We start from the raw sequence: 25,533 nt of genomic DNA on the forward strand, positions 1-25,533 counted from the left end.
TGATTTCGCTTTCCGGTGCCATCGTAACCCAGTAATTTTTAGAGGTAACAACCTTCTCTGTCAGGATCAGGCGTTTTCCGTTCCCGTCATATACCGGGTTCTCTGCAAGCGCAATGGTTTTGGCATCCAGTGCCTCAATGCGTTCCGCCTTTACGGCGTCCTGCAGCACCAATGCCTCTTCATTGATCACCACATTGCTGGCTGCCTTGTTGCCGGTGATCGTCATGACGATAAAGACCACCACAAGCAGAACCACAGCCGCAATTGCACAGAACCGCAGCTGGCCCGGCGCCATCCGGTAGCCTTTTTTGATGGTTTCCGGGATATCCCGGATTCCTTTTTTTCTTCCGGTAAATTGAATCTTCTGGGATGCTTCGCTTAACGTGCTCATACGTACACCTTCCTTGCCTTCCGGTTTCATTCTCACCGGCACGCCGGCTGCGCGCCGTTCCGTCAGATCAGCGTCTCCTCATCCAGCGCCTTGGCTGTCATGTTCGCGATTGTCAGCAGGATGATGGCAACCACGCTCTTGAACATGCCGGCTGCCGTAGCCACGCCGATGTTCAGCTTCTCAGTGCCGTACTTCAGCACGAAGATGTCGATGGTGCTGGCCACATCGTATACCACGCCGCGGCCCAGCAGGTACTGGATTTCGAATCCGGCATTCATCAGGTTGCCGATACTCATGATCAGAAGGATAACGAAGGTGGATTTAATACCGGGCAGCGTCACATGCAGGATCCGCTGGAAACGTCCCGCACCGTCAATCGCCGCCGCCTCATACAGGCAGGGGTCAATGGCTGTCATGGCCGAAATATAGATAATTGTATTCCAGCCGACTTCCTTCCAGACGTTGATTATGCCGACCAGCCACCAGAAATACTTCTTATCACCCAGCCAGAACACTTCGGTCTTGACCAGGTTCATGCTCATCAGGAAATTGTTCAGCGGACCGTTGGTGGCAAAAACGTTTTGCGCGATGCTGACCACAACGATCATGCTCAGGAAGTGGGGCAGGTATGTTACCGTCTGCACCGTGCGCTTGAAAGCCTTGTTGCGTACTTCATTCAGCAGGACCGCCAGCAGGATGGAGGACACCGTGCCGAATACCAGGTTGATCACGCTCATGGCCAGCGTGTTCCGGATACTCAGCAGGAAGTCGGTTTTTGTCAGCGGATCGTTGAAAAGGTAATCAAAGTTCGCCAGGCCGATCCACTGCGCATTCCCCCGGGCCAGGGTGGCTTTGTCGGAATAATCCTTGAACGCTTCCAGCCAGCCCCACATAGGCGCGTAATTGAACAGCAGCACATACAGCAGCATGGGCACAGACATCAGCATCAGCTGCCACTGGCTGCTCATTATTTTGGAAAACTTCGATTTACGCGTCGGCTTGATTGCCACACTGGTCATACGGTGAACAACTCCCTTCTGAAAAAGGCCAGGGGAGAGAAGGCTCTCTCCCCTGGCAGGGTCTGACTCGGATTACTTGTCCAGAACCTTAACAACTTCACGGAGAACAGCCAGCTGCATATAGTCTCCGAATGCCTTTGCGGACGGTCCGATTTCTTCAACGAACGCATCCCACTTGGCATCGAATTCGGCGGGATCACACATGATCAGCTCAGGCAGCCGCTGATCCTGAACCTGCAGGAACTTGGTGTGTTCCTTGTCCACGGGATCATAGTTGATCTGCCAGGCTTCGCCGTACTTGGCCAGTTCGATCGGCGGGTTCACGAAGTCACCGAACTTCTTGTAGCCGTAAGCCGCAAGGAATTCCTTGTCATATTCGTTCATCAGGCCGAACAGGATTTCGGGCTGGTTGCCGGGCTCCCAGCAGTTGCCGGCCAGCACAACCTGGTCGCCAACCTGGATGTCGTTCATGATGTAGCCCTGCTTCTTGGGGCTGTTGGTGAAGATACCGTCAGCCTTGTTCTCCAGCTTCCAGGTGCTGTTGGACAGGTTGGCGTACTGTTCTTCAGTCATCATCAGACGGCCGTCTTCGATGTAGTAGTCTTCGCCTTCAATACCCCAGTTGAAGATCAGCTGCCACTCGTCAGACAGCATTTCTTCCCACATCGCAACGATGCGCTCGGGGCACTGGCAGTTGATGGAGATGCCGTAGCCGCGGCGTACGTTCGGCAGGCTGCCGTTCACGTAGTGCTCTTCGATCTTCCAGTTGGGGGTGGGCATCGCAACGCCTTCAACGTCCGCTTCGTCATAAACGAGGCCCAGCGCAACGTAGGTGTTCTCATACATCTTGGCATCGGTCAGGGCCTGGGAGCCGCTGCCGAAGTCCCATGCCTGGTCGAACATGCCCAGCACAGTGCCGCTGGAGATCTTCGCGATATAGGCATCGTAGCTGTCGGTGAAGGTGCTCTGCTCGATGAGGCCCTTCTGGAATTCTTCGTTCAGCTTCTTGTAGTAGGCCTTGGCGTAGGGCTTGTCAATGAAGGTTTCAGTGAAGTACAGGCTGTTCGGGTCGATCAGGACTTCACCGTCGTTCGGGCGGCCCATCAGGTGCTGCACGGGGTTGATCAGGCAGAAATGACGCCAGTCTTCGCACAGGATCGCAAATCCGATGTAGGGGGTGCCGTTCGCATCGGTGGGGTTCGCATCGAGGAACCGCTCGATAACGTCGAAGTACTCATTCAGGGTCTTGATCTGGGGATAGCCGGCCCAGGCCAGAACCTGCTTCTGGATGAAGAAGGCGGGGCCGCCAACGCTGTTGACGATCTGGTCGCCGTCAGCCAGGCCGTAGTTGGGGATGATGTACAGCACGTCGTTGCCGTCAGCATCCTTGTCGATCAGGCGGGCCTTCTGGGGCTCAATGTGCGCCCACAGACGGGGGGTCTTCTCAGCAGAGATGTAGTCCAGCAGGTTGATCAGAGCGCCGCCGCTGATGATCAGGTCCGCGCTGTTACCGCCGCAGAACAGGTCCGGATAGTCCTTGCCGGCGATTTTCACGCCCAGGGTCTCGTCCAGGTTGCCAGCGAGATATTCAAACTCGAAGGTAACGCCGAACTTTTCTTCGATCAGCTTGTAGATCTTGTTGTCCTCAGCAGGCTGATCACCGGGGTCGCCAATGAAGGCAGTCAGAGTGATGGGTTCGAGGGCATCGCCTTCAGCCATCACCGCGGGGATGAGCGCAAGCACCATGGCCAGCGCCAGCAGGGTCGCGAGAAGTTTCCTCATGATGGTCTCCTCCATTATTAATTTTCTGACGCATTCCTGCGCCGGTTTGTCTTTATTATGCGCAAGATATGCATACTCTCACAATGTAAAACACGGTCATGATTATTCAGTTGTTGCGTTTTTTATTCTCGTTTATTGCTTTTTGGATGCGCAACCGTTTGCACATTCTGAGTGTGCTCATTTCTTGTTCTTCCGGCCGCCGCATGTGTATTTACTTTGTTTTTTTGCGAAACCATCTGGTCGGTTGTCCGCTTTTTTGATGACAAAAAATGCGGATGATGCGCGTTTTTTCGCGCAAAAAAGCGCTCTCATCAGAGAGCGCTCAATTGTTGCGGTCCGGGCTTTACAGCAGCTTCTTCCGGATCTCTGCCGGATCCATCGGGGACAGGTCTGCCGGCGCAATATCGAAGATGGTCTTGCAGCCATTCATTCCCCGGCTGTGCATCCGGTTAATCGCCCGGGCGCAGGCGGCCAGGACGGAGGCGGTGAATTCCGGATTGGAATCCAGCTTCAGGGAGAACTCCATCACATGGCGGTGGCCGCCGTCTTTTCCGGTGGCGCCGCCGCGGATCACCTGGCCGCCGTGGGGCAGCTCGGCGTGGTCCCGTTTCATCTCTTCTTCCGTGATAAAGGTGACCGTGGTGTCATAATCCGCGAAGTAATTGGGCATTTCCTTGATCTGCTTTTCAATCAGGGCCTTGTCCGCGCCTTCTTCTGCCACCACGTAGCATTCCCGGGTATGCTTCTGGCGGGTGGTCAGCTCCGGGTTTTCCCCGTTGCGCACCCGGCGCAGCGCGTCCTCTACCGGTACAGTATACTGGCGGGCGTCCTTTACGCCGGGAATCCGGCGGATCGCGTCGCTGTGGCCCTGGCTGACGCCGCGGCCCCAGAAGGTATAATCCTTCCCGTCCGGCAGCACGGAATTCATCAGCAGGCGGGCCAGCGAGAACAGGCCGGGATCCCAGCCGGCGCTGATCAGCGCCGTATGCCCGGTTTCAGCGGCTGCGGCATCCACATTCGCGAAATGCTCCGGAATCCGGGCATGGGTATCAAAGGAATCGATCACGTTGAAATGCTTCGCCAGCGCGGGCGTCATCTCCGGCAGGTCGGATGCGCTGCCGCCGCAGATGATCATCACGTCAATTTCATTCTCAAAACGGTTCACATCCGCCGCTGCGTAAACCGGCGCGCCGGTAATCGTCTTCACCGCCGCGGGATCCCTGCGGGTAAATACGCCGGCCAGCTCCATATCCGCGTTCTGGCGGATCGCCAGCTCCACGCCGCGGCCCAGGTTGCCATATCCGTAAATACCGATCTTCATCTGTCAGTCCCCCTCGCGAAGTAAATCCTTCATATCATAAAGGCCCGCCGGCTTTCCGGCCAGGAATGCGGCTGCTTTCACGCTGCCATCCGCGAACACGCCGCGGCTGAATGCTTCGTGCTTCAGGGTAATCATCTCATTCTGCGTGCCGATCATCACCTCATGGATGCCGACGATATTGCCCATGCGCACCGCGTGGATTCCCACCTCATCCTCCGTCCGTTTCCCCATGCCGGAGCGGCCGAGGTTCGCCACGGCGTTCGGCCGGACTTCCTTCACAGCATTGAACAGGGACAGGGCCGTACCGCTGGGTGCATCCAGCTTCCGGTCATGATGCTTTTCCACAATCTCGATCTCGGCATCCGGATACAGGGCCAGGGCGCGCTTCACCAGGTCGGCCAGCGTCGCGATTCCCAGGCTGTAGTTCGCCGCCCGGAAGATCGGAATCTTCTTTGCCGCTTCCAGGATGCGGGCATTTTCCTCCTCCGTCTGACCGGTGGTTGCCAGTACCACAGGCAGGTTCCGCTTCTCCGCGAAATCCAGCAGCTTCCCAGTCATGGAATGATGGCTGTAATCAATAATGACGTCCGCTTCCGCGGTGCAGTCGTCAAAGGACAGGACACAGATATCGTCCGGTTCCTTCGCCATCGCGTCGACCCCGGCTACAATGGGATAGCCGGCGCGTTCCGCGCTCGCGCGGACTTCCCGCCCCATATGTCCGGTATATCCGCTCAGGATAATTCTCATGCCTGTACCTCCAGTCCCAGCTCCCGCATCATGCCCAGCATCTTCTGCCGGTTTCCTTCCTCCATGGTCACCAGGGGCAGCCGTACCCGGTTTTCCCCGAAGCCCATCGCGGCACATGCCGCCTTGGCGGGAATCGGATTGGTTTCAATCATCAGCTGGTTCATCAGCGGCAGCATCCGCAGCTGCAGCTCCGCCGCCCCCTGCACGTCTCCCCGGAAGAAGCGCTCGCAGATCTCCGCGGTCTCCGCGGGCATCATATTGGATATAACGGAAATAACGCCTTTGCCGCCGAGGCTCAGCGTCGGCACAATCTGGTCGTCGCAGCCGGAATAGATATCCAGCGCGTCCCCACACAGCAGGCGCTCCTTCGCGACCTGGCTCACATTGCCGCAGGCTTCCTTGACCGCGGCAATCCGCTCATGTGCGGAGAGTTCCTTCAGCGTTTCCGGCAGCATGTTCAGCCCGGTCCGGGAAGGAACGTTATACAGGATGCAGGGCACGCTGCTCGCGTCGGCAATCGCCGCAAAGCTCGCGACCAGGCCCCGCTGGGTCGTCTTGTTGTAATAGGGAGTCACCAGCAGCACCGCATCCGCCCCCGCGCTGCAGGCGGTCTTCGTCCGTTCGATGGCGTGCGCCGTGTTATTGGACCCGGTGCCGGCAATCAGCGGCACCCGTCCGGCAATCCGCTTCACGCAGAAGGCGATCACTTCCTCATGCTCCCGGTCGGTCAGCGTGCTTCCCTCGCCCGTTGTTCCGGCCGCGACGATCGCGTTGATTCCCTTTTCAATCTGGAAATCAATCAGCCGCCCGAACGCGTCATAATCCACTCCGTCCGCGGTGAACGGAGTAATGATGGCGGTTGCCGCGCCAGTAAATACCGTACTGCTCATATTCGGATACCTCCCCGGGTACATATCAGGTTCAGTTTACTCCTTGTGCCGGTCAGCGTCAATATACTGTCAGTCTGTGATCACCCGGCCGATCCGGTAATCCTCCGGTCCGGCAGGAACCAGGTCCCGGGCCAGCTGCCGGAAGCACAGGCAGACCGTTTCGGCCTTCCGTTTGGCCAGGAACCGGTCATAATATCCGGCGCCATGCCCCAGCCGAACGCCCTCCGGGGATACGGTCATGCATGGAACCAGGATCAGGTCAGCTTCCGGGGTCTCCTCCGCCGACTCCGGCGGTTCCGGAATCCCCATCCGGCTTTTTTCCATTTTGTCCCATCCGGGAAAGCGGAGCGCTTCCATCCGGTCCGGTCCGGTGCACCTGGGCAGCAGCACAGTCTTGCCGTGCGCCGCGGCATCCTCCAGGATCAGGCGGGTATCCGGCTCGCCGGGCAGGCTGACATAGGCCATCACCGTCCGGGCTTTCCGGTAGGCCGGAAGGGAAAGCACCTGCCGGACGATCCGTTCCGACGCCTCGCGCCGGTACTTTTCCGTCAGCCGGGCCGCCTGGATCCGGATTTCCCGCCGGAGGCGCTGTTTTGCCTGGCGCAGCTCTTCCCCTGTCATCCCGGATCCCTCCCTTCTCTTCCGACGCGTTATTGTACCATACTCCCCCGGCAAATCAATGTTTTCCGCTTGTTTTTCATGGGCTTCCGGCTGTTTTTCTGTCGTATTCGTGATATATTGAACTCAACTGAACCGGAAGGAGCTTTTCATATGGCAGATATCAGGCGGGCGGAAGAGCGGGATCTCCCCGGCATCCGGAAACTGCTTTTCCAGGTTAACCAGCTGCATGCTGACGGACGGCCGGACCTTTTCAAATCCGGCGGAATCAAATATACGGATGACGAGCTTCGCCTCATCCTCGCGGATGACAGCCGGCCGGTCTGGGTTTATGCCCCGGAAGGAGAAGTCCTGGGATACGTTTTCTGCGTTTTTGAGGAAACCAGGGAGACGCCTTCCCTGCGGCCGGTCCGCACGCTGTATATTGACGACCTGTGCGTAGACGAAGCCGCCCGTGGTCAGCACATCGGGCGGCTCCTGTATGACCGGGCGGTGCAGGCAGCCCGCGAGGGCGGCTGCAGCCGGGTTACGCTTCACGCGTGGAATTTTAATGAGAAAGCCTTCGGGTTTTATGAAAAACTGGGCATGTCGCCGCTGTATACCACCATGGAACAGCGGTTATGACCACAGCGCCTCCAGCGCCTTCACGAGCATCGGCAGGTCCTTCGTTCCTGCCGTCTCGTACACGGAGTGCATTGCCAGCTGGGCCAGGCCGATATCCACGCACTCCACGGAAACATGGGTGCCGGAGATATGCCCGAGCGTGGATCCGCCGGCAATGTCGGACCGGTTGGCAAAGTGCTGAACCGGAACCCCTGCCTTTTCACAGATCAGTGCGAACTTCGCGGACGCCATCGCGTCCGTTGTATATTTCAGGCTGGCATTGTGCTTGATCACAATGCCTTTGTTCATGTAGACGCGGTTCTGCGCGTCATACTTCTCGGGATGGTTCGGGTGCACCGCGTGCGCGTTGTCTGCGGAAACCATATAGCTTCCGGCAATCGCCGCGCGGATCTCCCCGTCGGATGCGCCCAATGCGAATCCCGTCCGGGTCAGCACGTCGTACAGGAATCCGGAGTCCGCGCCCTGGCGGCTTCCGGAGCCCACCTCTTCATTGTCAAACACCGCGCAGACATGGATGGCGTCCCGGGGATTGCTGCGGATCATCGCCGTCACCGCGGCAAACGCGCATTCGAGGTCGTCAATCCGCCCGCAGGAGAAAAACGCGTCATCCGCTCCCCAGACGCTGCCGCTCTGGCGGCTGTACAGGAACAGGTCATGGCCCAGGATCTGTTCGGGTTCCGTTCCGGCAGCCTCCGCGATTTCCCGCATCAGTCCGCCCGCGGCGCCGCCTTCCCCGTACAGGGCCATCATGTCCCGCTGGGCGTCAAAATTGTATCCTGTGTTGACCTCCCGGTTGAAATGGATCGGCATGTTCGGAATCAGCAGCGCGTCCCGGTCCAGGTTCACAAGCCGCGAAACAACACTGTCCCCTTCCCGGACCGCCAGGCGTCCGGCTACGGAAAGCGGCCGGTCCAGCCAGGTGGACATGATCATGCCGCCGTATCTTTCCACATTCACGCGGATATAGCTGTCGTTCCGGTCCTCAAACTTCTCCTTCAGTTTGAACGACGGGGAATCCCCGTGCGCCGCTACTATGCGGAAGGACGCGAATCCGGTTTCCGGCACGGCAAAGGCAATCACCGCCGCATCGTTCCGGACCACATAGTATTTTCCGCCGGCGTCCACCAGCCAGGGATCCGTTTCCTTCAGCTCCTCATAGCCGTTTTCCCGCAGCATCTCCGCGAGGTGCGCGGCCGCGTGGAACGCCGTCGGCGACTGCTCCGCAAACGTCAGGAACCGTTCCATCAGGTCCATACCTCATTCCTCCGATCTGTCGAAAAAGGACGGGCAGTATTCCGCCCGTCCCGTTTTGTCATTCAAATTCCAGCGCGCTGGTCAGCACTGTCACCTGCTCCGGGTCCACCGTCAGCAGGCCTTCTTCGATGGTGCCTTCCTTCCGCTCGCTGTCCGATATGATGACCGCGCATTTTCCGCGCACGACTGCCGTCACAAAGGGCACATGCCCGGCCATCACAGCCAGGTCACCCTCCGTACCCCGGACAATCAGCATCTCCACATCCCCGCGGAACAGGTCGCCGTCCGGGGAGGAAATGGTCAATGGGAAGGTTTTCACGCGTTACCGCCTTTCTTCGCCTTCTGCACGGCTTCGTCAATGGTTCCCACGAAGAGGAACGCGCTCTCCGGCAGGTCGTCGTGCTTGCCTTCGATGATTTCGCGGAAGCCCCGCAGGGTTTCATTCAGCGGGACATACACGCCCGGCAGTCCGGTGAACTTTTCGCTGACGAAGAACGGCTGGCTCAGGAACCGCTGGATCTTCCGGGCACGGGTAACGAGCAGCTTGTCCTCCTCAGCCAGTTCATCCATACCCATGATGGCAATGATATCCATCAGCTCATTGTACCGTTGCAGGATCCGCTGCACTTCGCGGGCAATCCGGTAATGCTCCTCGCCCAGTACTTCGGGACTCAGGATCCGGCTGGTGGAATCCAGCGGATCCACCGCGGGGTAAATACCCTGGCTGGCGATGGAACGGCTCAGAACCGTGGTGGCGTCCAGGTGTGCGAAGGTCGTGGCCGGCGCGGGGTCGGTCAGGTCGTCCGCGGGAACATAAACCGCCTGAACGGAGGTGATGGAACCCTTGTGCGTGGAGGTAATGCGCTCCTGCAGCAGGCCCATCTCGGTTGCCAGTGTGGGCTGGTAGCCAACGGCGGAAGGCACGCGGCCCAGCAGTGCGGAAACCTCACTGCCCGCCTGGGTGAAACGGAAGATGTTGTCGATGAACAGCAGCACGTCCTGGTTTTCCTCATCGCGGAAATATTCCGCCATGGTCAGGCCGGACAGGCCGACGCGCATACGGGCTCCCGGCGGCTCGTTCATCTGGCCGTAGACCAGCGCGGTGTTCTTCAGCACGCCGCTTTCCTTCATTTCGAAGTACAGGTCGTTACCCTCACGGGTCCGCTCGCCGACGCCCGTGAATACGGACAGGCCGCCGTGCTGCTTGGCAATGTTGTTGATCAGTTCCATGATCATAACCGTCTTGCCCACGCCGGCGCCGCCGAACATGCCGATCTTGCCGCCCTTGGCGTAGGGGCAGATCAGGTCGATGACCTTGATGCCCGTCTCCAGGATTTCCGTGGAGGTGCTCAGTTCCTCATAGGTCGGAGCCGGACGGTGGATATCCCACCGCTGCTCGGTTTCAACGGCCGGGCCGTCGTCCACGACGTCTCCCAGGACGTTGAAAATCCGGCCCAGCGTTTCCCGGCCCACCGGCACGGAGATGCTCTTGCCGGTATCCGTCACGGTAACGCCGCGCTGCAGTCCGTCCGTGGAACCCATGGCAATGCAGCGGACGGTGTTATCACCGATATGCTGCGCCACTTCCACGGTCAGGGTCTTGTCCCCGACAGGCAGGGTCAGCGCATTGTAGATGGCCGGCAGGTGGTCTTCGCCGAAACGGACGTCCACGACCGGTCCCATGACCTGTGCTACGATACCCGTGTACACTTTATCCAAAGCGATCGTTCCTCTCTGTCTTATTCGCTTGATACTCTTTCACTGATGATTGCCGACGCCGCATTCCACAAACTCTATAGTCGCAACTCCCCACCGGGGAGCTTGCTCCTTAGAGTTTGACAGCGGATTCGGTGAAATTTCAATCACCGATTGTCACCGACTCCGCATTCCGCAGCCTCAATCGGCGCGGCTCCACACCGTGGAGACCGCTTGTTTCGGCTGACAGTGGCGTCGGCGAGATTTCAATCACCGATTGTCGCCGACGCCGCATTCCGCAGCCTCAATCGGCGCGGCTCCACACCGTGGAGACCGCTTGTTTCGGCTGACAGTGGCGTCGGCGAGATTTCAATCACCGATTGTCGCCGACGCCACTGCCTGCGACGATCTCTGTGATTTCCTGCGTAATGGAGTTCTGCCGTGCCCGGTTGTACTGCAGCTGCAGCCGGTCGATCATCTCCTGCGCGTTCTTGCCGGCGGAGTCCATCGCCATCCGGCGGGCCGCCACCTCGCAGGCGAAGCTTTCCCGGATGCAGGCGCTGATCAGGCCGCTCACATAGGTGGGCACCGCGCCGTTCAGCACGGTCTGCTCGTCCGGCTCGAAAATCGGCTCCGCTTTCCCGGTCTTTTCCGTCTTTTCCAGCGGCAGCACCCACTTCAGGGTGGCTTCCTGGCTCAGCATCGACCGGTACCGGGTGTACAGGATTCCAAGCTTCCCGTACTTTCCCTCCACGAAGTCCCGGCACAGCCGGTCCGCGATTTCCTTCACCTTGACAGACGGCACCTTTTCGGAGGAGATGACCTCCTGTCCGAACCGCTCGCAGGCCCGTTTCCCGATGGCGATCACCTCGTCAGCCTTTACCGTGGCTGCCAGGCGGAACACATTGGCGTTATAGCCGCCCGCAAGCCCGCGGTCACCGGCAATCACGATCAGCCGGATTCCCTCGCCCGAAGGCTGCATGTACGGCGAACGCTCGCATTCCGGCGCGGCGCGGAGCAGGTCCACCACGCTGTCCATGGCGGATACGTACTCGCGGGTCCGGTTCATATCCCGGGTTGCCCGGCGGATCTTGGAGGAAGCCACCAGGCCCATGGCCCTGGTCAGGTGCAGCGTGGAGTCCACACTGCGGATCCGGCTCCTCAGGGATTTGATATCTGCGCCCATGCCTTACCTCTTATAGCCTTTCAGGGCTTCCTTCAGGGTCTCCACGTCGGAGGCTTCCCACTGGCCCTGCTCAATACGGACAAGCAGGTCTTCATACCGGGCCTGGAGATATTCATACAGGCCGTCCTCATATGCCGCGACATCCTTCGGCTCCACGTCGTTCAGGTAGCCGTTGATGACCGCATAGACGATCGCCACCTGGCCGCCGACCCGGACCGGGCGGGAGCGCTTCTGCTTCAGCACTTCCACAATCCGGGCACCCAGTGCAAGACGGGCCTTGGTATCCGCGTCCAGGTCGCTGCCGAACTGGGCAAACGCCTGCAGCTCACGGTACTGCGCGTACAGCAGCTTCAGTTCGCCGGCCACCTTCTTCATACCCTTGATCTGGGCAGCGCCGCCGACGCGGCTGACCGAGATACCGGGGTTGATGGCGGGCCGTATACCGCTGTGGAACAGTTCGGTTTCCAGGAAGATCTGGCCGTCGGTGATGGAGATGACGTTCGTGGGGATATAAGCGGAAACGTCGCCCGCCTGGGTTTCAATGATCGGCAGGGCGGTAATGGAACCTCCGCCGTATTCCGGCGCCACACAGGCCGCGCGTTCCAGCAGCCGGCTGTGCAGGTAGAACACGTCGCCGGGATATGCTTCACGTCCCGGAGGCCGGCGGATCAGCAGGCTCAGTGCGCGGTAAGCCACCGCGTGCTTGCTCAGGTCGTCATAGACGATCAGCACGTCCTTGCCCTGTGCGCGGAAGTATTCCGCCATGGCGCAGCCGGCGTAGGGCGCGATATACTGCAGCGGGGCGCTTTCCGCCGCCGATGCGGAAACGATGATCGTGTAGGGCATCGCGCCGGCCTTTTCCAGTTCCTGCGCGATCTGCACAACGCTCGTACGCTTCTGGCCGATGGCCACGTAGATGCAGATGACCCCCGTGTCCTTCTGGTTCATGATCGTATCCACCGCAATGGTGGTTTTACCGGTCTGGCGGTCGCCGATAATCAGCTCGCGCTGTCCCCGGCCAATCGGGATCATACTGTCGATTGCCTTGATACCGGTCTGCAGCGGAACACTGACGCCCTTGCGCTGGATAATGCCCGGCGCAGGGGATTCCACAGGCCGGATCTCGGTTGTCTCCGCGGGGCCCTTGCCGTCAATCGGGATGCCCAGCGCGTTGACCACGCGGCCCAGCAGCGCTTCGCCGACCGGTACGCTCAGCGGCTCACCGGTGCGGTACACCACAGAACCCTCACGGATTGTATCCTTGTCGCTCAGGATTGCGACGGACACCGTTTCCTCCTCCAGGTTCTGCGCCACACCGAAGCTGCCGTCCTCAAATCGGAGCAGCTCGTTGGCCATGCAGGCACGAAGACCGTACACCGTTGCGATACCGTCGCCGACGGTAATGACGGTGCCGTTTTCCTTCATTTCAATTTTGGATTCGTACTGCCGGATTTGCTCCTTGATAATACTGCTGATTTCTACTGCCTTGGAGCTCACGAATTCATCACTTCCTTGATCTGCTCAAGTTTGTTCCTGATACTGCCGTCGATCACCTTGCCGTCCACTTCCACGCGGACGCCGCCGATCAGGGCCGGATCCACCCGGCACTGCAGCGTAACCCCGTGGCCGATCCGGTTTTCCATTTCCTTCCGGATCGCGACAGCTTCCGCTTCCTTCAGCGGAACCGCAGAGGTAACGTAGGCAACGGATTCTCCCCGGTACTGGCGGACCAGCGCGTCATATTCCCGGCCCATTGCTTCCAGGCCCGAGATATGGCCGCGGGATACCATCATGCGGAGCACGCCCATCAGCACCTGCGGCACTTTTCCGCCGAAGGCTTCATCCAGGGCCTGGATCCGTTTTTCCTTGCCGATGGCGGGGCTGGCCAGCAGCTGCCCGAACTCGGGCGCCTGCATTACCGCGCTGATCACGGTTTCCAGGCCGGCGGTCGTTTCATCCGCCTGCTCCGCCTGGATAGCCAGCTCAAACAGTGCCTCGGCATATTCCCTGTTAGTTGTTGTCATTTTCTGTTCCTATCTCCTGCAGGAAGGAATCGATCAGCGCCCGGTGATCCTCTTCGTTGATCTCACGCTGCAGCAGCTTCCCGGTCAGCCGCGCCGACACGTCCGCGATCTCCCGCTTCATGTCGTCCTCGGCCTTTTTCCGCTCCAGCAGGGCATCGGCTTCCGCCTGCCGGCGGATATCCGTTGCCTTTTCCCGGGCTTCTGCCACGATTTCGCTGCCCCGGTGCTCCGCCATGCGGGTCGCATCGGAGATAATCTGGTCCGACGTCTGCTGCGCGGCCGCCATGGCAGCCTCATAGTTCAGCCGGTCTTCCTCCGCCTCCGCCTTCGCGGCGGCGGCCTGCGCGTAATCCGCGTCAATCGCGGCACGCCGGGCGTCCAGGATCTTCTTCACCGGCTTGAACAAAAAGCGTTTCAGGATCCACGTCAAAAGCAGCAGGTTCGCCAGCGAGGCCAGAATCTGCCAGATGTTGACGGAAATCACATCTAAGTTAAACATAAGCGCCCTCTCGGATTATTTGATCGCGTCTTTCAGGATGCCGGTGAAGATGCCCGGTGCCACGAAGATCAGCAGGATCGCGACGATCAGGCCGTACAGACCGGTCGTTTCGGCGATTGCGCAGCCCATGATCATCGTGGAAGTCACATCGCTTTTGCATTCCGGCTGGCGTCCGATGGCTTCGCAGGCCTTGGCCACGGCGTTGCCTTCACCGATACCAGGGCCGATACCGGCGATCATCGCGCATCCGGCACCCAGTCCCAGCAGTCCCAGCATGATACCCATTGCAAGCTCCAACATGTTTGTCTCCTCCGTTTTCGGGCCTTACGCGGCCGTATTTTGGATTTCCGGTTTGTTTTGTTTTTTCCTGCGGGCGTTCCAGTCATCCCACGGAACGGCGCCCGCCACATTCAGCATCGTCAGCATGGCAAAGATGAACGCCTGCATCAGGCCGCTGAATACATCAAAGTAAATGCTCAGGACCGCCGGGAGACCCACCCGCAGCAGCGGGATGTCCCCGAGGAATCCGGGCAGGAATCCAAGCACCGATTTGCTCAGCCCCGTCAGCGCCGATCCGATCAGCGCGGAGATCACCGCGCCGCTCAGGATGTTGCCGTAGTGACGGAAGGCCATGCTCACCGGGGTGGCGAATTCGCCGATCACATTCATCGGCGCAAACACGGGAATGGGCTTGAACAGGCCCTTCGTGTAGTTCCACACGCCGCCGCGGAACTTGTAGTACATGATCATGAAGAACACCAGGATCGCCCAGCCGAAGGTGATGTTCACGTCGCCTGTCGGCGAGAACAGGCCCAGCAGGCAGATCAGGCTGCTGAACGCGCTCAGTCCCATGATCGCCGCGATGAACGGAGCCCACTCCTTAAAGTAGCCGCCCATGTTGTTCCGGACCAGGGCTTCGCACTTCTCCACCATCCATTCCGCCACCAGCTGGCGCTTCAGCTCAGCCTTCGCGGTCAGGCCGTGGGTCAGGTACAGGCACAGTCCCAGGATCGAGATCATCACGCCCCAGGAGTTTACCTGGCTCTCCGAGAGGTAAATCGGCATCAGCGGCGCCGGAATCTCCAGGAACACCAGTGCGCCGGCAATCTGGACGCCTTCCCCGGCTGCCGGTGTAAACAGCACCTTCAGCACAATCAGCGCCAGGATCGGCAGGATAATCATCGCGATCAGCGCGTGGTCCACCCGGCGGAATTTCGCGCTTTTCACGTCCACCGCCGGAGCGGCTTTCTCAGTCAATCAGATCACTTCCTTCCGTCCCCGTGTTCCCTGTTCCGCGTTTCCGGTCCAGAATCGGCCGGAACGCGATGGCAACCCGGGGGAAAAGCAACGGAATCAGCGTTGCAAAAACATTGGTTTTGAACACACCGATAAGCAGCGCGCTCAGCGCGCCGACTCCGATCAGGCGCAGGGTGGCTGTCGCCTTCACCCGCTGGGCGGCTTCCTCGGGTTTCCCCTTGTCCACCGCGCGGCTGACCGTATAGGCCAGCAGGAAGAAATTCCCCACCGCCAGCACGGCGCCGCCCAGGTTTCCGAACAGCACAGAAAGATCCCACTGACGGATGATCAGGAATACCGCTTCCATCAGCAGGCTCAGCAGAAGCACCCATACGGTAATATACCCGGTTTCCTTTTTTACAGCCGGATCCATCCCCGAAAAGGCCCTCCTTCCCTGTTATACAACCTAACGGATATTGTAACAAATCAACCCTCTTTTTGCAACCATAGCCTCCGGTGAAAATGGAGAAAAATCAACAGAAAACGGCAAAGCGGAAGGCGAAAAAAAAGAAGTGGCAAAGCGCCCGGAAATGCGGTAAAATGATATTGGTAAAATTTCGCTTCAACATCCGGATATAAGGGAGTTATATATGGGAAAGCTTGTCATGGGTTACTGGGACTGCCCGGTCTGCGGTACGAAAGAGATCCGCGGCGACGTGCAGAACTGTCCCGCCTGCGGCCGGGCCCGCGGGGATGTCAAATTCTACATGAAAAACTATACCGAAGGCGAGATCCGCGAGGAGAATGAGCGCGGCGATATCGAGTACCTGTCGGAGGATGAGGCAAAATACGTCAGTAAAAATCCGGACTGGTACTGCTCCTTCTGCAATTCCCTCAACAGCGACAACGCCGAATACTGCAGCAACTGCGGTTCCAGCCGCAAGGATTCGGAAAGCAACTACTTCGACCAGCTGAAAAAGCGGAAGGAGCGCGAAGAAGCCGAGCTGGCCGCCCAACCGCATACCGCGGTTCCGCAGAAGAGCAGCAAAAAGCCGCTGTTCATTCTCGCCCTTGTCGTTCTGGCAATTATCCTGCTGTTCTCCTGGATGAACGGAAACAAAACCGCCGGCGACCTGAAGGTCACCGCGCTGAACTGGGTCCGGAACATCAATATTGAGAAGAACATCCAGTACAGCGAATCCGGCTGGGCTTTGCCGGCCGGCGCGGAACTGGTTGATCAGAAAGAGGAATACCACCACTCAGATTCTGTACTCACCGGCTATATTCCCCGGGAAGTCGAGCGCTCCCGCCGGGTGCTGGACCACTATGAAACCTACTACACTTACGAGGATATGGGCAACGGCTACATGCAGGAAGTCCCCCATGAGCGCCCGGTTTACAAAACCGAATACTATACGGAGACCATCGATGAACCGGTCTATGCCCAGGTTCCCCGCTACGCGACGAAATACTACTATACCATCTGGCGTTGGTCGCCCGGGCGCGATGTGACCTCCTCCGGGGACAATCACGAAACCGCCTGGCCGGAATATACGCTGGAGGAAAACGAGCGGGAGGGAAAGCGCTCCGAGGCTTACAGCTTCACGGTGACGAACAGCAAGGGCGAAACCGCCGAATACCGCCTGGCAGAAAAGGACTGGATGAACCTCAATGCGGGTGACAGCATCTTCATCACCGCAAAACGCACCGGTGCGGAACCGTATATTTCCGATGAAAAAGGCAACAAAATTGCTGATATTGTCCAGATCCGGTAATACAGACAGTAAAAGCGCGGGTGACTCAGTCACCCGCGTTTTGTTATGCTTTCCGTTTCCTTTTGAACAGCCACCAGCGCGCCGCGCTGATTGCGCCTTTCACCCACCAGGGTCGCAGCGCCCTGTCTGCGTTTTTCAGTTCCTGGATAATCGGCAGGTGCTGGGGACAGTGCTTCTCGCACTTTCCGCACCCGACGCACTGGGAAGCGAATACCGGCTCCTTGCGCATGGCTACGGACTGGAAGTAATCCCGCAGTCCGGATACGCGTCCTTCGGTCGACAGCTTGTTGTAGCAGAAAAACGTTCCCGGAATGTTCACTCCCTGCGGGCACGGCATGCAGTAGCCGCATCCGGTGCAGCCGACGCGGATTCCGGCGTTGATTGCCTTCCGGACCCCGTCGATCAGGGCGCGGTCCGCGTCCGTAAAGGAGCCGGGCAGTGCGTCTGACACAGTACGACAGTTCTCCTCCAGCATTTCCAGCGAATTCATGCCGGAAAGCACACACGTAACCTCCGGCTGGTTCCACAGCCAGCGGAATGCCAGCTCAGCGGGGCTCCGATGCGCCGGATCGGCGTTGATCAGCCGTTTTGCCTCCTGCGGCAGCAGGTTCACCAGCTTGCCGCCCCGCAGCGGTTCCATGATAATCACGGGAATTCCTTTGGCCGCGGCGGCCTGCAGGCCTTTCCGTCCGGCCTGGGAAACCTCGTCCATATAGTTGTACTGGATCTGGCAGAAATCCCAGTCATACGCGTCCAGGATCTCCAGGAATGTCGCCGTGTTGCCATGGAAGGAGAACCCGATCTGCCCGATTGCACCGGTCCGCTTTTTCTCCGCGATCCAGTCCTCGATCCCCAGCGCCTGCAGCTTCTGCCAGGCGTCCAGGTCCGTCAGCATATGCATCAGGTAGAAATCCACATGGTCGGTCCGCAGGCGGCTCAGCTGCTCATCAAAATACCGGTCAATCGCCTCGCGGCTGCGGATCATATACTGCGGCAGCTTGGTCGCGATATATACTTTGCCGCGCAGGCTGTACTTTTCCAGCGCTTCGCCCAGGCAGGCTTCGCTGCCCGAATAGATATACGCCGTGTCAAAATAATTGACGCCCAGCTCCACTGCCCGCAGGATTTCCCGCTCGGCTTCCTCCTGGTCGATACCCGTGCCCTTCCGGCAGAAGCGCATGCATCCGAATCCCAGTGCGGAGATGTCCCGGCCGTTCCGGTCCTTCCGATACTGCATAGCTTTCCTTTACTCCACGCCCCGCCAGCTGTTGAAGGGATACAGGACCCGGCGCACATGGCCGATGATCATATCCCGCTCAATCGCGCCGACCGCGCGGCTGTCGTTCGAGTTGTTCCGGTGGTCGCCCATCACAAAGTAGTAATCCCGGTCCACCGTAAATTCCTTCCCGATCAGGTCCGGGCATTCCGCCAGCCAGGCGTTGAAATCCCATTCCTTCCCATCATAGGCCACAACCGTTTCGGTCGCCTCGCGCTTTCCTCCCCGGCTGCTGTCATTCACCTTCCGGTCATAGATCTTCAGGATCTTTCCGTCCGCATCCTTCGCGGTTACGGCGGTCATTTTCCGTTCCCATGCTGCACCGTTGACCTGAATATCCAGGTTGCTGTCGGCAATCGTCAGCGTATCGCCTTTCTTCGGCACATAGTACGGGCCGAAGGAAGCGGCGCTGTAGCCCGCACGGTAGGCATCCGTAATGCCTTCGATTTCGCTTTCCTCTTTCACCTGTTCCCCGTTGATATACAGGAAGCCTTCCCGCAGCTCCACCGTATCGCCGGGCAGGCCAGCCACGCGCTTCACAAAGTCCACCGCACCGCGGGCCGGATAGCGGCAGATCACCACATCCAGCCGTGCCGGCGTCCCGTAGGAAATCCGGGCTGCCTTCTGGGCTGCGTTATCGCTCTGGAAGGGCAGGTTGAACCAGATGCCGGAGTAGTCATACTTGCTCACAAACATGATTTCCCCGTCGTTCAGGGTATCCAGCATGGACTCCCCGTCCACACGGACCATCTCAAACACCACGGAACGGATCACCAGCGCGGCGGCCAGCGCCACGACAATCGTCAGCACCCATTCCAGAATTTCGCGTCCCACCGACTTTTTGACCTTTTCCTTTTTGCCTTTTTTCTTTTGATCCGGCTGCTGCTCCGGTGTTTCGATCTTCTCCTCGCTCATCAGACCGTTTCTCCTTTCAGGCGGGCGACTTCCTGTTCCGCCATCTCCTTGCTGCAGAAATTCAGCGGGGAGAACCGGCCTTCCAGTGTCTTTTCCATCTTCGCCAGCGCGGCGGTCCGGTTGCCTTCCTCTTCATCGTACCGGCTCAGGAAATACAGCGTATCGATCTGCCCTTCCTTGCGGGCAAGCGCCTTCTCAAACCACTCCCGGGCTGCGGTCTTGTCGCCCTGCACCCGGTAGATATACTGGGCCATGTTGTCCAGGCAGACGGAATCCTCTTCATCATATTCAACGGACCTGCGGATGAACTCCCCGGCCTTTTCCACGCCCGCGTTCCAGTCTTCTTCCGGTGTCATCGGCTTTTCCGCCGTCTCATCTTCCGCGCTTTCCGCAGCTTCCGTGTTTTCCGGTTCAGCTGTATCCGCAGTCACCGCCTGGAAATCCGGCTTGTTGGCCAGGTCATATTTCTCAATATACAGGTAGCCGAGCGTCTGGTACAGCAGTCCGGTTTCACCCTTCTGCGCCTGCTGTTCCAGCGCGCTGATGCCCTTGTCCACATTGCCGAGCCGCATGCAGCATGTCGCATAATACACCAGCAGCTCCGTCCGCTGCTGGGGCGTCATGCCCGGCACCCGCTGATGCGCCACCAGGAAATCCTTGGCCTTCTGGTACTGTCCGTCCCGGATCAGCAGCAGGGCATACGGCAGCAGGTAACGGGGATCGTTCAGGCCGTCGGCGATTGCTTCCTCATACAGGTGCATCGCTTCTTCCTTCTGTCCCTTCCGCTGCAGGGCAAGCGCCCGGTTTCCCTTGATGAATGACTTAAGTCCCATCCTGTTCCTTCTCCTTTATCCTGCGCTTCAGGCGCTGATAGCGGTATTGTAACTCATTTTGCAGCTGTTGTACAGTTCCGTCCGCCCGCAGCGAAGGCTCGCTCAGGCGGATCATCGCCTGCTCGGTCCAGTTCAGCGCGGCGGGATAATTCCGCCGGACGTGCTCCTCATACTTGGCCAGCTCCACATACGGCTCAATGCCGCCCCGCCGTTCCCGGACCATTTCCTGCCATACGCGGACCGCCTCCTCGCGTTCGCCGGTGCGGCGGTAGCTCACCGCCAGTGCGGACCCGGCCAGGTCGCCCATGCGCCCCCTCCGGGCCAGCCGGTAGCACCGCCGCGCGTCCTCGGTCCGCTCCAGCTTTTCCAGTGCCCGGCCCATGGAATACACATCCTCGCTGAAGCGGATCTTCTCGGGGTGCCGGTACAGGTCGGCCATATGGTTCAGCAGCACGCACAGCGAAGCGATATCCTGCGCGTTGTGCTTCAGGATATCCTCCAGCAGCTCCATTCGTTTTGTTTTCAGATAGGTAAAATACCGCTGGGGCACCTCACTTCCGGGCAGGTCATCCACCCGGGGCTTCCCCAGGATTACTTCCTCCAGCCGGCCGAGGTTGCATCTGCCCAGCCGCAGCTTCCACAGCCGGCGGCACATATGCAGCAGGTCCAGGTGCGGCAGGTCCAGGCAGCTCCGGTCCATCCGGTTCATCAGGAGCCGGCTTTCCAGCAGCGGTACGTCGAACGTGGTCCCGTTGAAGGTGCAAAGCACGTCGAACTTCCCGAGGCCGGCCGCCACATGTTTCAGCAGGTACGGCTCCTCCGGATAGTCGCGCATCAGGAACTGGTGCACCTCAAACCCATTGTCTCCCAGGAATCCCATGCCCACCAGGAAGGCGACGGTTCCGCTGCCGCCCAGTCCCGTGGTCTCCGTATCCAGGTACAGGATCCGCCGGGGATCCAGGTCCTCCGGCAGTTCCCGGTCGCTCATCATCCGCAGCGTTTCCGCCGACAGGTCATACGCGCCGGGAAATTCCTCCGCCGGCCGGTATACCGCGAAGTGCCGGCAATCCGTGGACGCCTCCCCCGCGGGCCGCGGGGATCCGCCCGTCCCGCCGACGGCACGGAGCTTGTCCCGCAGGTTCATTTTGTCAGCTCCTTCAGCAGGCGGACCGCTGTCCGCTTTCCGTCCTCCCCGACCTCGCCCACCGGGCCGACACAGGAGGGACAGCCGTATTCGCACGGGCAGTCCTCCGCCACCTGCAGCGCCTTCTGAAGCAGCAGGTCCCGCATGCCGTAGGCCTTATGCGCCAGGCCGATACCGCCGGGGCAGTTGTCGTAGAAGATGATGGTCGGCTTGTCCGTAATCGGGCTGCGCACCTGGTAGACCACCGCGATATCCTGCGGGGCGCACATCAGGTACAGCGGGCACACAATCCGCAGCAGGTTTGCGATGCCCATCATCCCGTTCTTCAGCCGGTCGCTCGGGATCTTTTCCGCCAGCTCATCCGGCAGCGTCCACCACATGGCGGTGGTGTGCATATCCGTTTCCGGCAGGCGCACATGCCCGAATCCGAGCGTCTCGTGCGTGTCGAATTTGATTTTCTTGAACATTGTCACCAGGGCGGTTACCTTGATCTCGCCCAGTCCGGCCACTGCCGTCCCGGCGAACGGTTCTTCCTTTTCCACGTCCAGCAGGCTCAGGTTGATGTTCAGGTCCGCGTCGGTGTAGTAGCCGACGTCCACCGCCCGGATAAAGGCCTTGCAGGCGTCAAAGTCCAGCTTTTCCACCTGGAACTGGCGCCCCTCATGCATGTAGATGGCGTTCTCATGCAGCAGCATCGGCGCGGTGAACCGGTCCATCTCCCCCACCACCCGGTGATGCGCCGGATCGGTAATGTCCACGATAATGAAGTTCTCGGCCGCGGCGGAGCGCAGGGAGATCTCGCTGGCGGGGAAATCTTCCGCCGACCAGTGGTACCGGCCCTCCGCATGGTGCAGGATGCCCTGCTCATCCAGGTATTCCAGGATATCCTTCGACCCGGGGGCGTTGCCGAACTGGTCATTGTCCTCAAACGGCAGCTCAAATGCCGCGCACTTGAAGTGGCTCATCAGGATATACAGGTTGTCCGGGTTCAGCAGCGCGTTCTCCGGACTCTGGTGCAGGAAATAATCCGGATGGTTCACGATATACTGGTCAATCGCTGCGGAGGACGCGACGAAAAATACAATGCTGGTTCCCCGGCGGCGGCCGGCACGGCCTGCCTGCTGCCAGGCACTGGCAATGGTGCCCGGATATCCGCACATCACGCACGCGTCCAGCGCGCCGATGTCGATTCCAAGCTCCAGTGCGTTGGTGGAAATCACCGCGTCCACCTTTCCGGCCCGGAGGCCGCGCTCAATCTCCCGCCGCTCGCCTGGCAGGTACCCGCCCCGGTATCCGCGCACGCGGCCGGCATTCCCCAGCGGGTCGCGGACCATGTCCTTCAGGTAGCGGGTCAGCACCTCCACCGTCAGGCGGGAGCGCGCAAAGGTAATCGCCTGGATTCCGTTCTTCAGCAGCATGCCGGAAATCGACCGGACCACCGGCACGGCGCCCTGGCGGATACCCAGCTGCCGGTTGACCACCGGCGGGTTGTAGAACACAAAATGCCGTTCTCCCATCGGCGCGCCGTTGTCATCCACCAGCGTTACCGGGCGTCCGATCAGCGTCTCCGCCAGCTCCCGGGGGTTGGCGATGGTCGCGCTGCAGAGGATGTACTGCGGATGGCTGCCGTAGAATTCACACAGGCGCATCAGCCGGCGCAGGACATTGGCCAGGTTGCTGCCGAACACGCCCCGGTAGGTATGGATTTCATCGATCACGATGTAGCGAAGGTTTTCGAACAGCTTCACCCATTTGGTATGGTGCGGCAAGATGCCCGAGTGCAGCATGTCCGGGTTGGTCACCACAATATGCCCGGCCTGGCGGACCGCCCGGCGTGCGGCCGCCGGCGTATCCCCGTCATAGGTGTAGGTTTTGATGTCCACACCCATTTCCTCGATCATGTCGTACAGTTCGCTGACCTGGTCGGCGGAGAGCGCCTTTGTCGGGAACAGGTAAAGCGCGCGGGTGTCCGGATCCTTCAGGATCGCGGACAGCACCGGCAGGTTGTAGCACATGGTTTTGCCGGACGCGGTCGGCGTAACGACCGTAACGTCCTCCCCGCGGGCAATCGCCTCCAGGCTTTTCGCCTGGTGGGTATACAGCTCATGGATCCCGCGGCGTGCCAGCGCGGGCTTCAGGCGTTCGTCCATGGAGGCGGGGAAAGGCATGGTGCGTGCCTCACGGGCTGGGATAACCTCCCACCGGGTCACATCCTTCATGAACATATGGTCCCGCCTGAGCTGATCAGCCAGCTGCGATACGTTCATCCGCCCGCCTCCTTTGTCCGTCTTTTTTTTCTCATTATAAAATCAACCCCCGCGCATTGCAAGGCGAACAAAACTTTTTGTTCCGTTTTCCGCGGGTCCTGTGGTATACTGATCTCAGATATGGGACCTGTGCCGGCACACCGGCAAAACCATTCTTCGGACGGAGGAAAGTGAATATGAAGATCGCCTTTATCGGTTCTGAGTGTTATCCGTTTGTCAAAACCGGCGGCCTCGGGGACGTGATGTACGCCCTTCCGCGGGCGCTTGTCCGTGAAGGCTGTGAAGCGCGCGTCATCCTGCCCCTCTACAACTGCATCCCTGATAAATTCAAGGAAAAGATGGTTTACCAGGGTTCTTTCATGATGGACCTGACCAGCGACGGGCGGACCTTCTACGTCGGCATCATGGAAACCGTGATGGACGGAGTCACCTACGATTTCATCGACAACCGGGAATTCTTTGACTGGGGCAATCCCTATACCGGCCTCTGGGAGGACATCCCGAAGTACTGCTTCTTCTCCAAGGCTTCCCTGGCCATCCTGAATTACCTGGACTGGATCCCCGATATCGTCCACTGCCATGACTGGCAGGCCGGGCTGGTTCCCCTGTACCTCCGCACAAAGTTCGATTCCACACCCGTCGGGCGCGCCCGTTCCATCGTGACCATCCACAACCTGCGGTTCCAGGGCATCTGCAGTATTGAGCACCTGAAGTACTGGTCCGGGCTGTCCGATATGCTGTTCGACTATCCCGTGCTCAAGCACAACGAGAACGAAGCCAACATGTTCAAGGGCGGCCTCGCATACGCGGACCGGGTCACCACCGTCAGCAGCACCTATGCCCGTGAAATCCAGACGCCGGATTACGGCGAAGGCCTGGACGGCCACCTCCGCTACCACAGCGGCAAGCTCAGCGGAATCGTCAACGGCATCGATGTGGATCTGTGGGACAGCGCCACGGACAAGCTGCTCGCCGCGCAGTATGACCGGAATTCCGTTCTGGCCAGCAAGCCCCTGAACAAGAATGCCTTGCAGAAAGCGCTCGGCCTGGATCCCGACGGCGGAAAGATCATCCTCGGCCTGATCTCCCGCCTCACCGACCAGAAAGGCCTGGACCTGGTCAACGACATTCTGCCTCACCTGATCGACGGCAATACGCAGATCGTTGTCCTGGGTACCGGCGATCCCCGGTATGAGAACGCCTTCCGCTACTATGAAAGCAAGTATAAAGGCACCGTATGCGCCTATATTTCCTACAACGAAGGCCTGGCCCATCAGATCTATGCCGGTGCCGACGCGCTTCTGGTTCCCAGCCTGTTCGAGCCCTGCGGCCTGACCCAGCTGATCGCCATGCGCTACGGCACCATCCCGATCGTCCGCGAAACCGGCGGCCTGAAGGATACGGTCGAGCCCTACAGCTGGGACGAGGATACCGGAAACGGCTTCTCCTTCAACTGGTATGATTCCGGCCTGCTGCTCGGTGCGATTAACCAGGCGAAAACCCTGTTCTTTACCGACCGTGCCCGCTGGGACAGAATGGTCTGCCGCGATATGGAAAAGGATGTCTCCTGGGAGCGCTCCGCGACGCAGTACCTGGAGCTGTACCGGTCCCTGGAAAGATAAAAAGCGCGGAAGTCCTCCGCGCAGACAGGAAAATGGCCTGCCCGGTTAATCCGGGCAGGCCATTTCTGCTACCTGCTCAATCATGTGGTGCAGTGCGTCCGCGCGGGGGGTATCCGCCGCCCGGTAGTACACTTCCTTTCCCTCCCGGCGGGCAGTGATCAGGCCTTCCGCCTTCAGGATCTTCAGGTGGTGGGAAAGTGCCGGGCTGGACATGCCCATCATCACGCCCAGGTCCAGCAGGCATTCCTCGCAGTGGCACAGCAGCCAGAACAGCCGGATCCGGGTGCCGTCGCTCATCAGGCGGAACATTTCCGCCGCCCCGGCAAACTCCTCCGGCGCGGGCATATGGTCAAAAATCCGTTCCGCGTTCAGGTCGTGCTGGTGCGGCAGTCGGGTATTCTCCATCGGTTCCTGC

Annotated in this window: 25 protein-coding genes; 3 read left to right on the forward strand and 22 right to left on the reverse strand. The window is 59.6% G+C overall.

Going from position 1 to position 25,533, the window contains the following annotated elements:
* Positions 1-453: 453 nt before the first annotated feature.
* The 6 genes from JNO48_06630 to JNO48_06655 form a co-directional block, all read right to left on the reverse strand.
* A complete protein-coding gene (locus JNO48_06630) occupies positions 454-1,410 on the reverse strand; it encodes a sugar ABC transporter permease (protein ID QTE69564.1) in 957 nt (318 codons plus the stop codon).
* 72 nt (positions 1,411-1,482) lie between these two features.
* The gene (locus JNO48_06635; GenBank protein ID QTE69565.1) at positions 1,483-3,192 is read right to left on the reverse strand and encodes an extracellular solute-binding protein; all 1,710 of its coding nucleotides are present in this window, start codon (positions 3,190-3,192) and stop codon (positions 1,483-1,485) included.
* 343 nt (positions 3,193-3,535) lie between these two features.
* Entirely contained in the window at positions 3,536-4,513 is a 978-nt protein-coding gene (locus tag JNO48_06640; protein QTE69566.1) for a diaminopimelate dehydrogenase, read from the reverse strand.
* A gap of 3 nt (positions 4,514-4,516) precedes the next feature.
* Entirely contained in the window at positions 4,517-5,260 is a 744-nt protein-coding gene (locus JNO48_06645; protein QTE69567.1) for a 4-hydroxy-tetrahydrodipicolinate reductase, read from the reverse strand.
* Entirely contained in the window at positions 5,257-6,150 is an 894-nt protein-coding gene (locus JNO48_06650) for a 4-hydroxy-tetrahydrodipicolinate synthase (protein QTE69568.1), read from the reverse strand. Before JNO48_06650 ends, JNO48_06645 begins: the two co-directional genes overlap by 4 nt.
* A 69-nt stretch (positions 6,151-6,219) precedes the next feature.
* A complete protein-coding gene (locus JNO48_06655; GenBank protein ID QTE69569.1) occupies positions 6,220-6,771 on the reverse strand; it encodes a 5-formyltetrahydrofolate cyclo-ligase in 552 nt (183 codons plus the stop codon).
* Between the two features lie 150 nt (positions 6,772-6,921).
* Here JNO48_06655 and JNO48_06660 point away from each other — a divergent pair, with 150 nt between their 5' ends.
* Complete coding sequence (locus tag JNO48_06660) at positions 6,922-7,392, forward strand: GNAT family N-acetyltransferase (GenBank protein ID QTE69570.1); 471 nt, start codon at positions 6,922-6,924, stop codon at positions 7,390-7,392.
* On the opposite strand, the gene JNO48_06665 is transcribed toward JNO48_06660, so the two are convergent.
* The 10 genes from JNO48_06665 to JNO48_06710 all read right to left on the reverse strand — a co-directional run bounded on the left by JNO48_06665 (position 7,387) and on the right by JNO48_06710 (position 15,719).
* Complete coding sequence (locus JNO48_06665) at positions 7,387-8,646, reverse strand: M18 family aminopeptidase (GenBank protein QTE69571.1); 1,260 nt, start codon at positions 8,644-8,646, stop codon at positions 7,387-7,389. The two genes, JNO48_06660 and JNO48_06665, sit on opposite strands and share 6 nt — an antisense overlap.
* A 58-nt stretch (positions 8,647-8,704) precedes the next feature.
* Complete coding sequence (locus JNO48_06670) at positions 8,705-8,950, reverse strand: F0F1 ATP synthase subunit epsilon (protein ID QTE69698.1); 246 nt, start codon at positions 8,948-8,950, stop codon at positions 8,705-8,707.
* An 11-nt stretch (positions 8,951-8,961) separates the two neighbouring features.
* Complete coding sequence (gene atpD / locus JNO48_06675; GenBank protein ID QTE69572.1) at positions 8,962-10,365, reverse strand: F0F1 ATP synthase subunit beta; 1,404 nt, start codon at positions 10,363-10,365, stop codon at positions 8,962-8,964.
* 349 nt (positions 10,366-10,714) lie between these two features.
* A complete protein-coding gene (gene atpG / locus JNO48_06680; protein QTE69573.1) occupies positions 10,715-11,527 on the reverse strand; it encodes an ATP synthase F1 subunit gamma in 813 nt (270 codons plus the stop codon).
* Between the two features lie 3 nt (positions 11,528-11,530).
* A complete protein-coding gene (gene atpA, locus JNO48_06685; GenBank protein QTE69574.1) occupies positions 11,531-13,024 on the reverse strand; it encodes a F0F1 ATP synthase subunit alpha in 1,494 nt (497 codons plus the stop codon).
* Positions 13,021-13,551, reverse strand: coding sequence for an ATP synthase F1 subunit delta (gene atpH / locus JNO48_06690; GenBank protein ID QTE69575.1), 531 nt, complete (start codon positions 13,549-13,551; stop codon positions 13,021-13,023). The genes atpA and atpH overlap by 4 nt, the downstream gene beginning before the upstream one ends.
* Entirely contained in the window at positions 13,538-14,050 is a 513-nt protein-coding gene (atpF, locus tag JNO48_06695; GenBank protein QTE69576.1) for a F0F1 ATP synthase subunit B, read from the reverse strand. Before atpF ends, atpH begins: the two co-directional genes overlap by 14 nt.
* Positions 14,051-14,065: 15 nt before the next feature.
* Positions 14,066-14,350, reverse strand: a complete 285-nt coding sequence (gene atpE / locus JNO48_06700; protein QTE69577.1) for an ATP synthase F0 subunit C — start codon at positions 14,348-14,350, stop codon at positions 14,066-14,068.
* A gap of 24 nt (positions 14,351-14,374) precedes the next feature.
* Complete coding sequence (locus JNO48_06705; protein ID QTE69699.1) at positions 14,375-15,232, reverse strand: F0F1 ATP synthase subunit A; 858 nt, start codon at positions 15,230-15,232, stop codon at positions 14,375-14,377.
* A gap of 67 nt (positions 15,233-15,299) precedes the next feature.
* A complete protein-coding gene (locus JNO48_06710; protein ID QTE69578.1) occupies positions 15,300-15,719 on the reverse strand; it encodes an ATP synthase subunit I in 420 nt (139 codons plus the stop codon).
* A 217-nt stretch (positions 15,720-15,936) separates the two neighbouring features.
* Between JNO48_06710 and JNO48_06715 the strand changes: the two genes are divergently transcribed.
* Positions 15,937-17,061: a zinc ribbon domain-containing protein gene (locus tag JNO48_06715; GenBank protein ID QTE69579.1), complete on the forward strand. Its 1,125-nt coding sequence runs from the start codon at positions 15,937-15,939 to the stop codon at positions 17,059-17,061.
* Between the two features lie 43 nt (positions 17,062-17,104).
* On the opposite strand, the gene JNO48_06720 is transcribed toward JNO48_06715, so the two are convergent.
* From JNO48_06720 to JNO48_06740, 5 genes are read right to left on the reverse strand one after another with little or no spacing between them, the layout of a single operon-like run.
* On the reverse strand, positions 17,105-18,298 hold the full coding sequence (locus tag JNO48_06720; GenBank protein ID QTE69580.1) for an aldo/keto reductase: 1,194 nt from the start codon (positions 18,296-18,298) through the stop codon (positions 17,105-17,107).
* 9 nt (positions 18,299-18,307) lie between these two features.
* Positions 18,308-19,252, reverse strand: a complete 945-nt coding sequence (gene lepB / locus JNO48_06725) for a signal peptidase I (GenBank protein ID QTE69581.1) — start codon at positions 19,250-19,252, stop codon at positions 18,308-18,310.
* A complete protein-coding gene (locus JNO48_06730; protein QTE69582.1) occupies positions 19,252-20,085 on the reverse strand; it encodes a hypothetical protein in 834 nt (277 codons plus the stop codon). The genes lepB and JNO48_06730 overlap by 1 nt, the downstream gene beginning before the upstream one ends.
* Positions 20,075-21,229, reverse strand: a complete 1,155-nt coding sequence (locus JNO48_06735; GenBank protein ID QTE69583.1) for a ribonuclease H-like domain-containing protein — start codon at positions 21,227-21,229, stop codon at positions 20,075-20,077. Before JNO48_06735 ends, JNO48_06730 begins: the two co-directional genes overlap by 11 nt.
* Positions 21,226-23,496: a DEAD/DEAH box helicase gene (locus tag JNO48_06740; protein QTE69584.1), complete on the reverse strand. Its 2,271-nt coding sequence runs from the start codon at positions 23,494-23,496 to the stop codon at positions 21,226-21,228. The genes JNO48_06735 and JNO48_06740 overlap by 4 nt, the downstream gene beginning before the upstream one ends.
* Positions 23,497-23,672: 176 nt before the next feature.
* Here JNO48_06740 and JNO48_06745 point away from each other — a divergent pair, with 176 nt between their 5' ends.
* A complete protein-coding gene (locus JNO48_06745) occupies positions 23,673-25,118 on the forward strand; it encodes a glycogen synthase (GenBank protein ID QTE69585.1) in 1,446 nt (481 codons plus the stop codon).
* Positions 25,119-25,163: 45 nt separating this feature from the next.
* On the opposite strand, the gene JNO48_06750 is transcribed toward JNO48_06745, so the two are convergent.
* Positions 25,164-25,523, reverse strand: a complete 360-nt coding sequence (locus tag JNO48_06750) for a winged helix-turn-helix transcriptional regulator (protein ID QTE69586.1) — start codon at positions 25,521-25,523, stop codon at positions 25,164-25,166.
* Positions 25,524-25,533: the final 10 nt, after the last annotated feature.

This window comes from Clostridiales bacterium (assembly GCA_017569285.1).
Classification (GTDB): Bacteria; Bacillota; Clostridia; order Christensenellales; family Aristaeellaceae; genus Aristaeella.

Coding starts and splice junctions, on each gene's coding strand:
- JNO48_06630 (QTE69564.1), bottom strand. CDS start 1,410: ATGACCAGTGTGGCAATCAAGCCGACGCGTAAATCGAAGTTTTCCAAA.
- JNO48_06635 (QTE69565.1), bottom strand. CDS start 3,192: ATGAGGAAACTTCTCGCGACCCTGCTGGCGCTGGCCATGGTGCTTGCG.
- JNO48_06640 (QTE69566.1), bottom strand. CDS start 4,513: ATGAAGATCGGTATTTACGGATATGGCAACCTGGGCCGCGGCGTGGAG.
- JNO48_06645 (QTE69567.1), bottom strand. CDS start 5,260: ATGAGAATTATCCTGAGCGGATATACCGGACATATGGGGCGGGAAGTC.
- JNO48_06650 (QTE69568.1), bottom strand. CDS start 6,150: ATGAGCAGTACGGTATTTACTGGCGCGGCAACCGCCATCATTACTCCG.
- JNO48_06655 (QTE69569.1), bottom strand. CDS start 6,771: ATGACAGGGGAAGAGCTGCGCCAGGCAAAACAGCGCCTCCGGCGGGAA.
- JNO48_06660 (QTE69570.1), top strand. CDS start 6,922: ATGGCAGATATCAGGCGGGCGGAAGAGCGGGATCTCCCCGGCATCCGG.
- JNO48_06665 (QTE69571.1), bottom strand. CDS start 8,646: ATGGACCTGATGGAACGGTTCCTGACGTTTGCGGAGCAGTCGCCGACG.
- atpG (QTE69573.1), bottom strand. CDS start 11,527: ATGGGCGCAGATATCAAATCCCTGAGGAGCCGGATCCGCAGTGTGGAC.
- atpH (QTE69575.1), bottom strand. CDS start 13,551: ATGACAACAACTAACAGGGAATATGCCGAGGCACTGTTTGAGCTGGCT.
- atpF (QTE69576.1), bottom strand. CDS start 14,050: ATGTTTAACTTAGATGTGATTTCCGTCAACATCTGGCAGATTCTGGCC.
- atpE (QTE69577.1), bottom strand. CDS start 14,350: ATGTTGGAGCTTGCAATGGGTATCATGCTGGGACTGCTGGGACTGGGT.
- JNO48_06705 (QTE69699.1), bottom strand. CDS start 15,232: ATGATTATCCTGCCGATCCTGGCGCTGATTGTGCTGAAGGTGCTGTTT.
- JNO48_06710 (QTE69578.1), bottom strand. CDS start 15,719: ATGGATCCGGCTGTAAAAAAGGAAACCGGGTATATTACCGTATGGGTG.
- JNO48_06715 (QTE69579.1), top strand. CDS start 15,937: ATGGGAAAGCTTGTCATGGGTTACTGGGACTGCCCGGTCTGCGGTACG.
- JNO48_06720 (QTE69580.1), bottom strand. CDS start 18,298: ATGCAGTATCGGAAGGACCGGAACGGCCGGGACATCTCCGCACTGGGA.
- lepB (QTE69581.1), bottom strand. CDS start 19,252: ATGAGCGAGGAGAAGATCGAAACACCGGAGCAGCAGCCGGATCAAAAG.
- JNO48_06730 (QTE69582.1), bottom strand. CDS start 20,085: ATGGGACTTAAGTCATTCATCAAGGGAAACCGGGCGCTTGCCCTGCAG.
- JNO48_06735 (QTE69583.1), bottom strand. CDS start 21,229: ATGAACCTGCGGGACAAGCTCCGTGCCGTCGGCGGGACGGGCGGATCC.
- JNO48_06740 (QTE69584.1), bottom strand. CDS start 23,496: ATGAACGTATCGCAGCTGGCTGATCAGCTCAGGCGGGACCATATGTTC.
- JNO48_06745 (QTE69585.1), top strand. CDS start 23,673: ATGAAGATCGCCTTTATCGGTTCTGAGTGTTATCCGTTTGTCAAAACC.
- JNO48_06750 (QTE69586.1), bottom strand. CDS start 25,523: ATGGAGAATACCCGACTGCCGCACCAGCACGACCTGAACGCGGAACGG.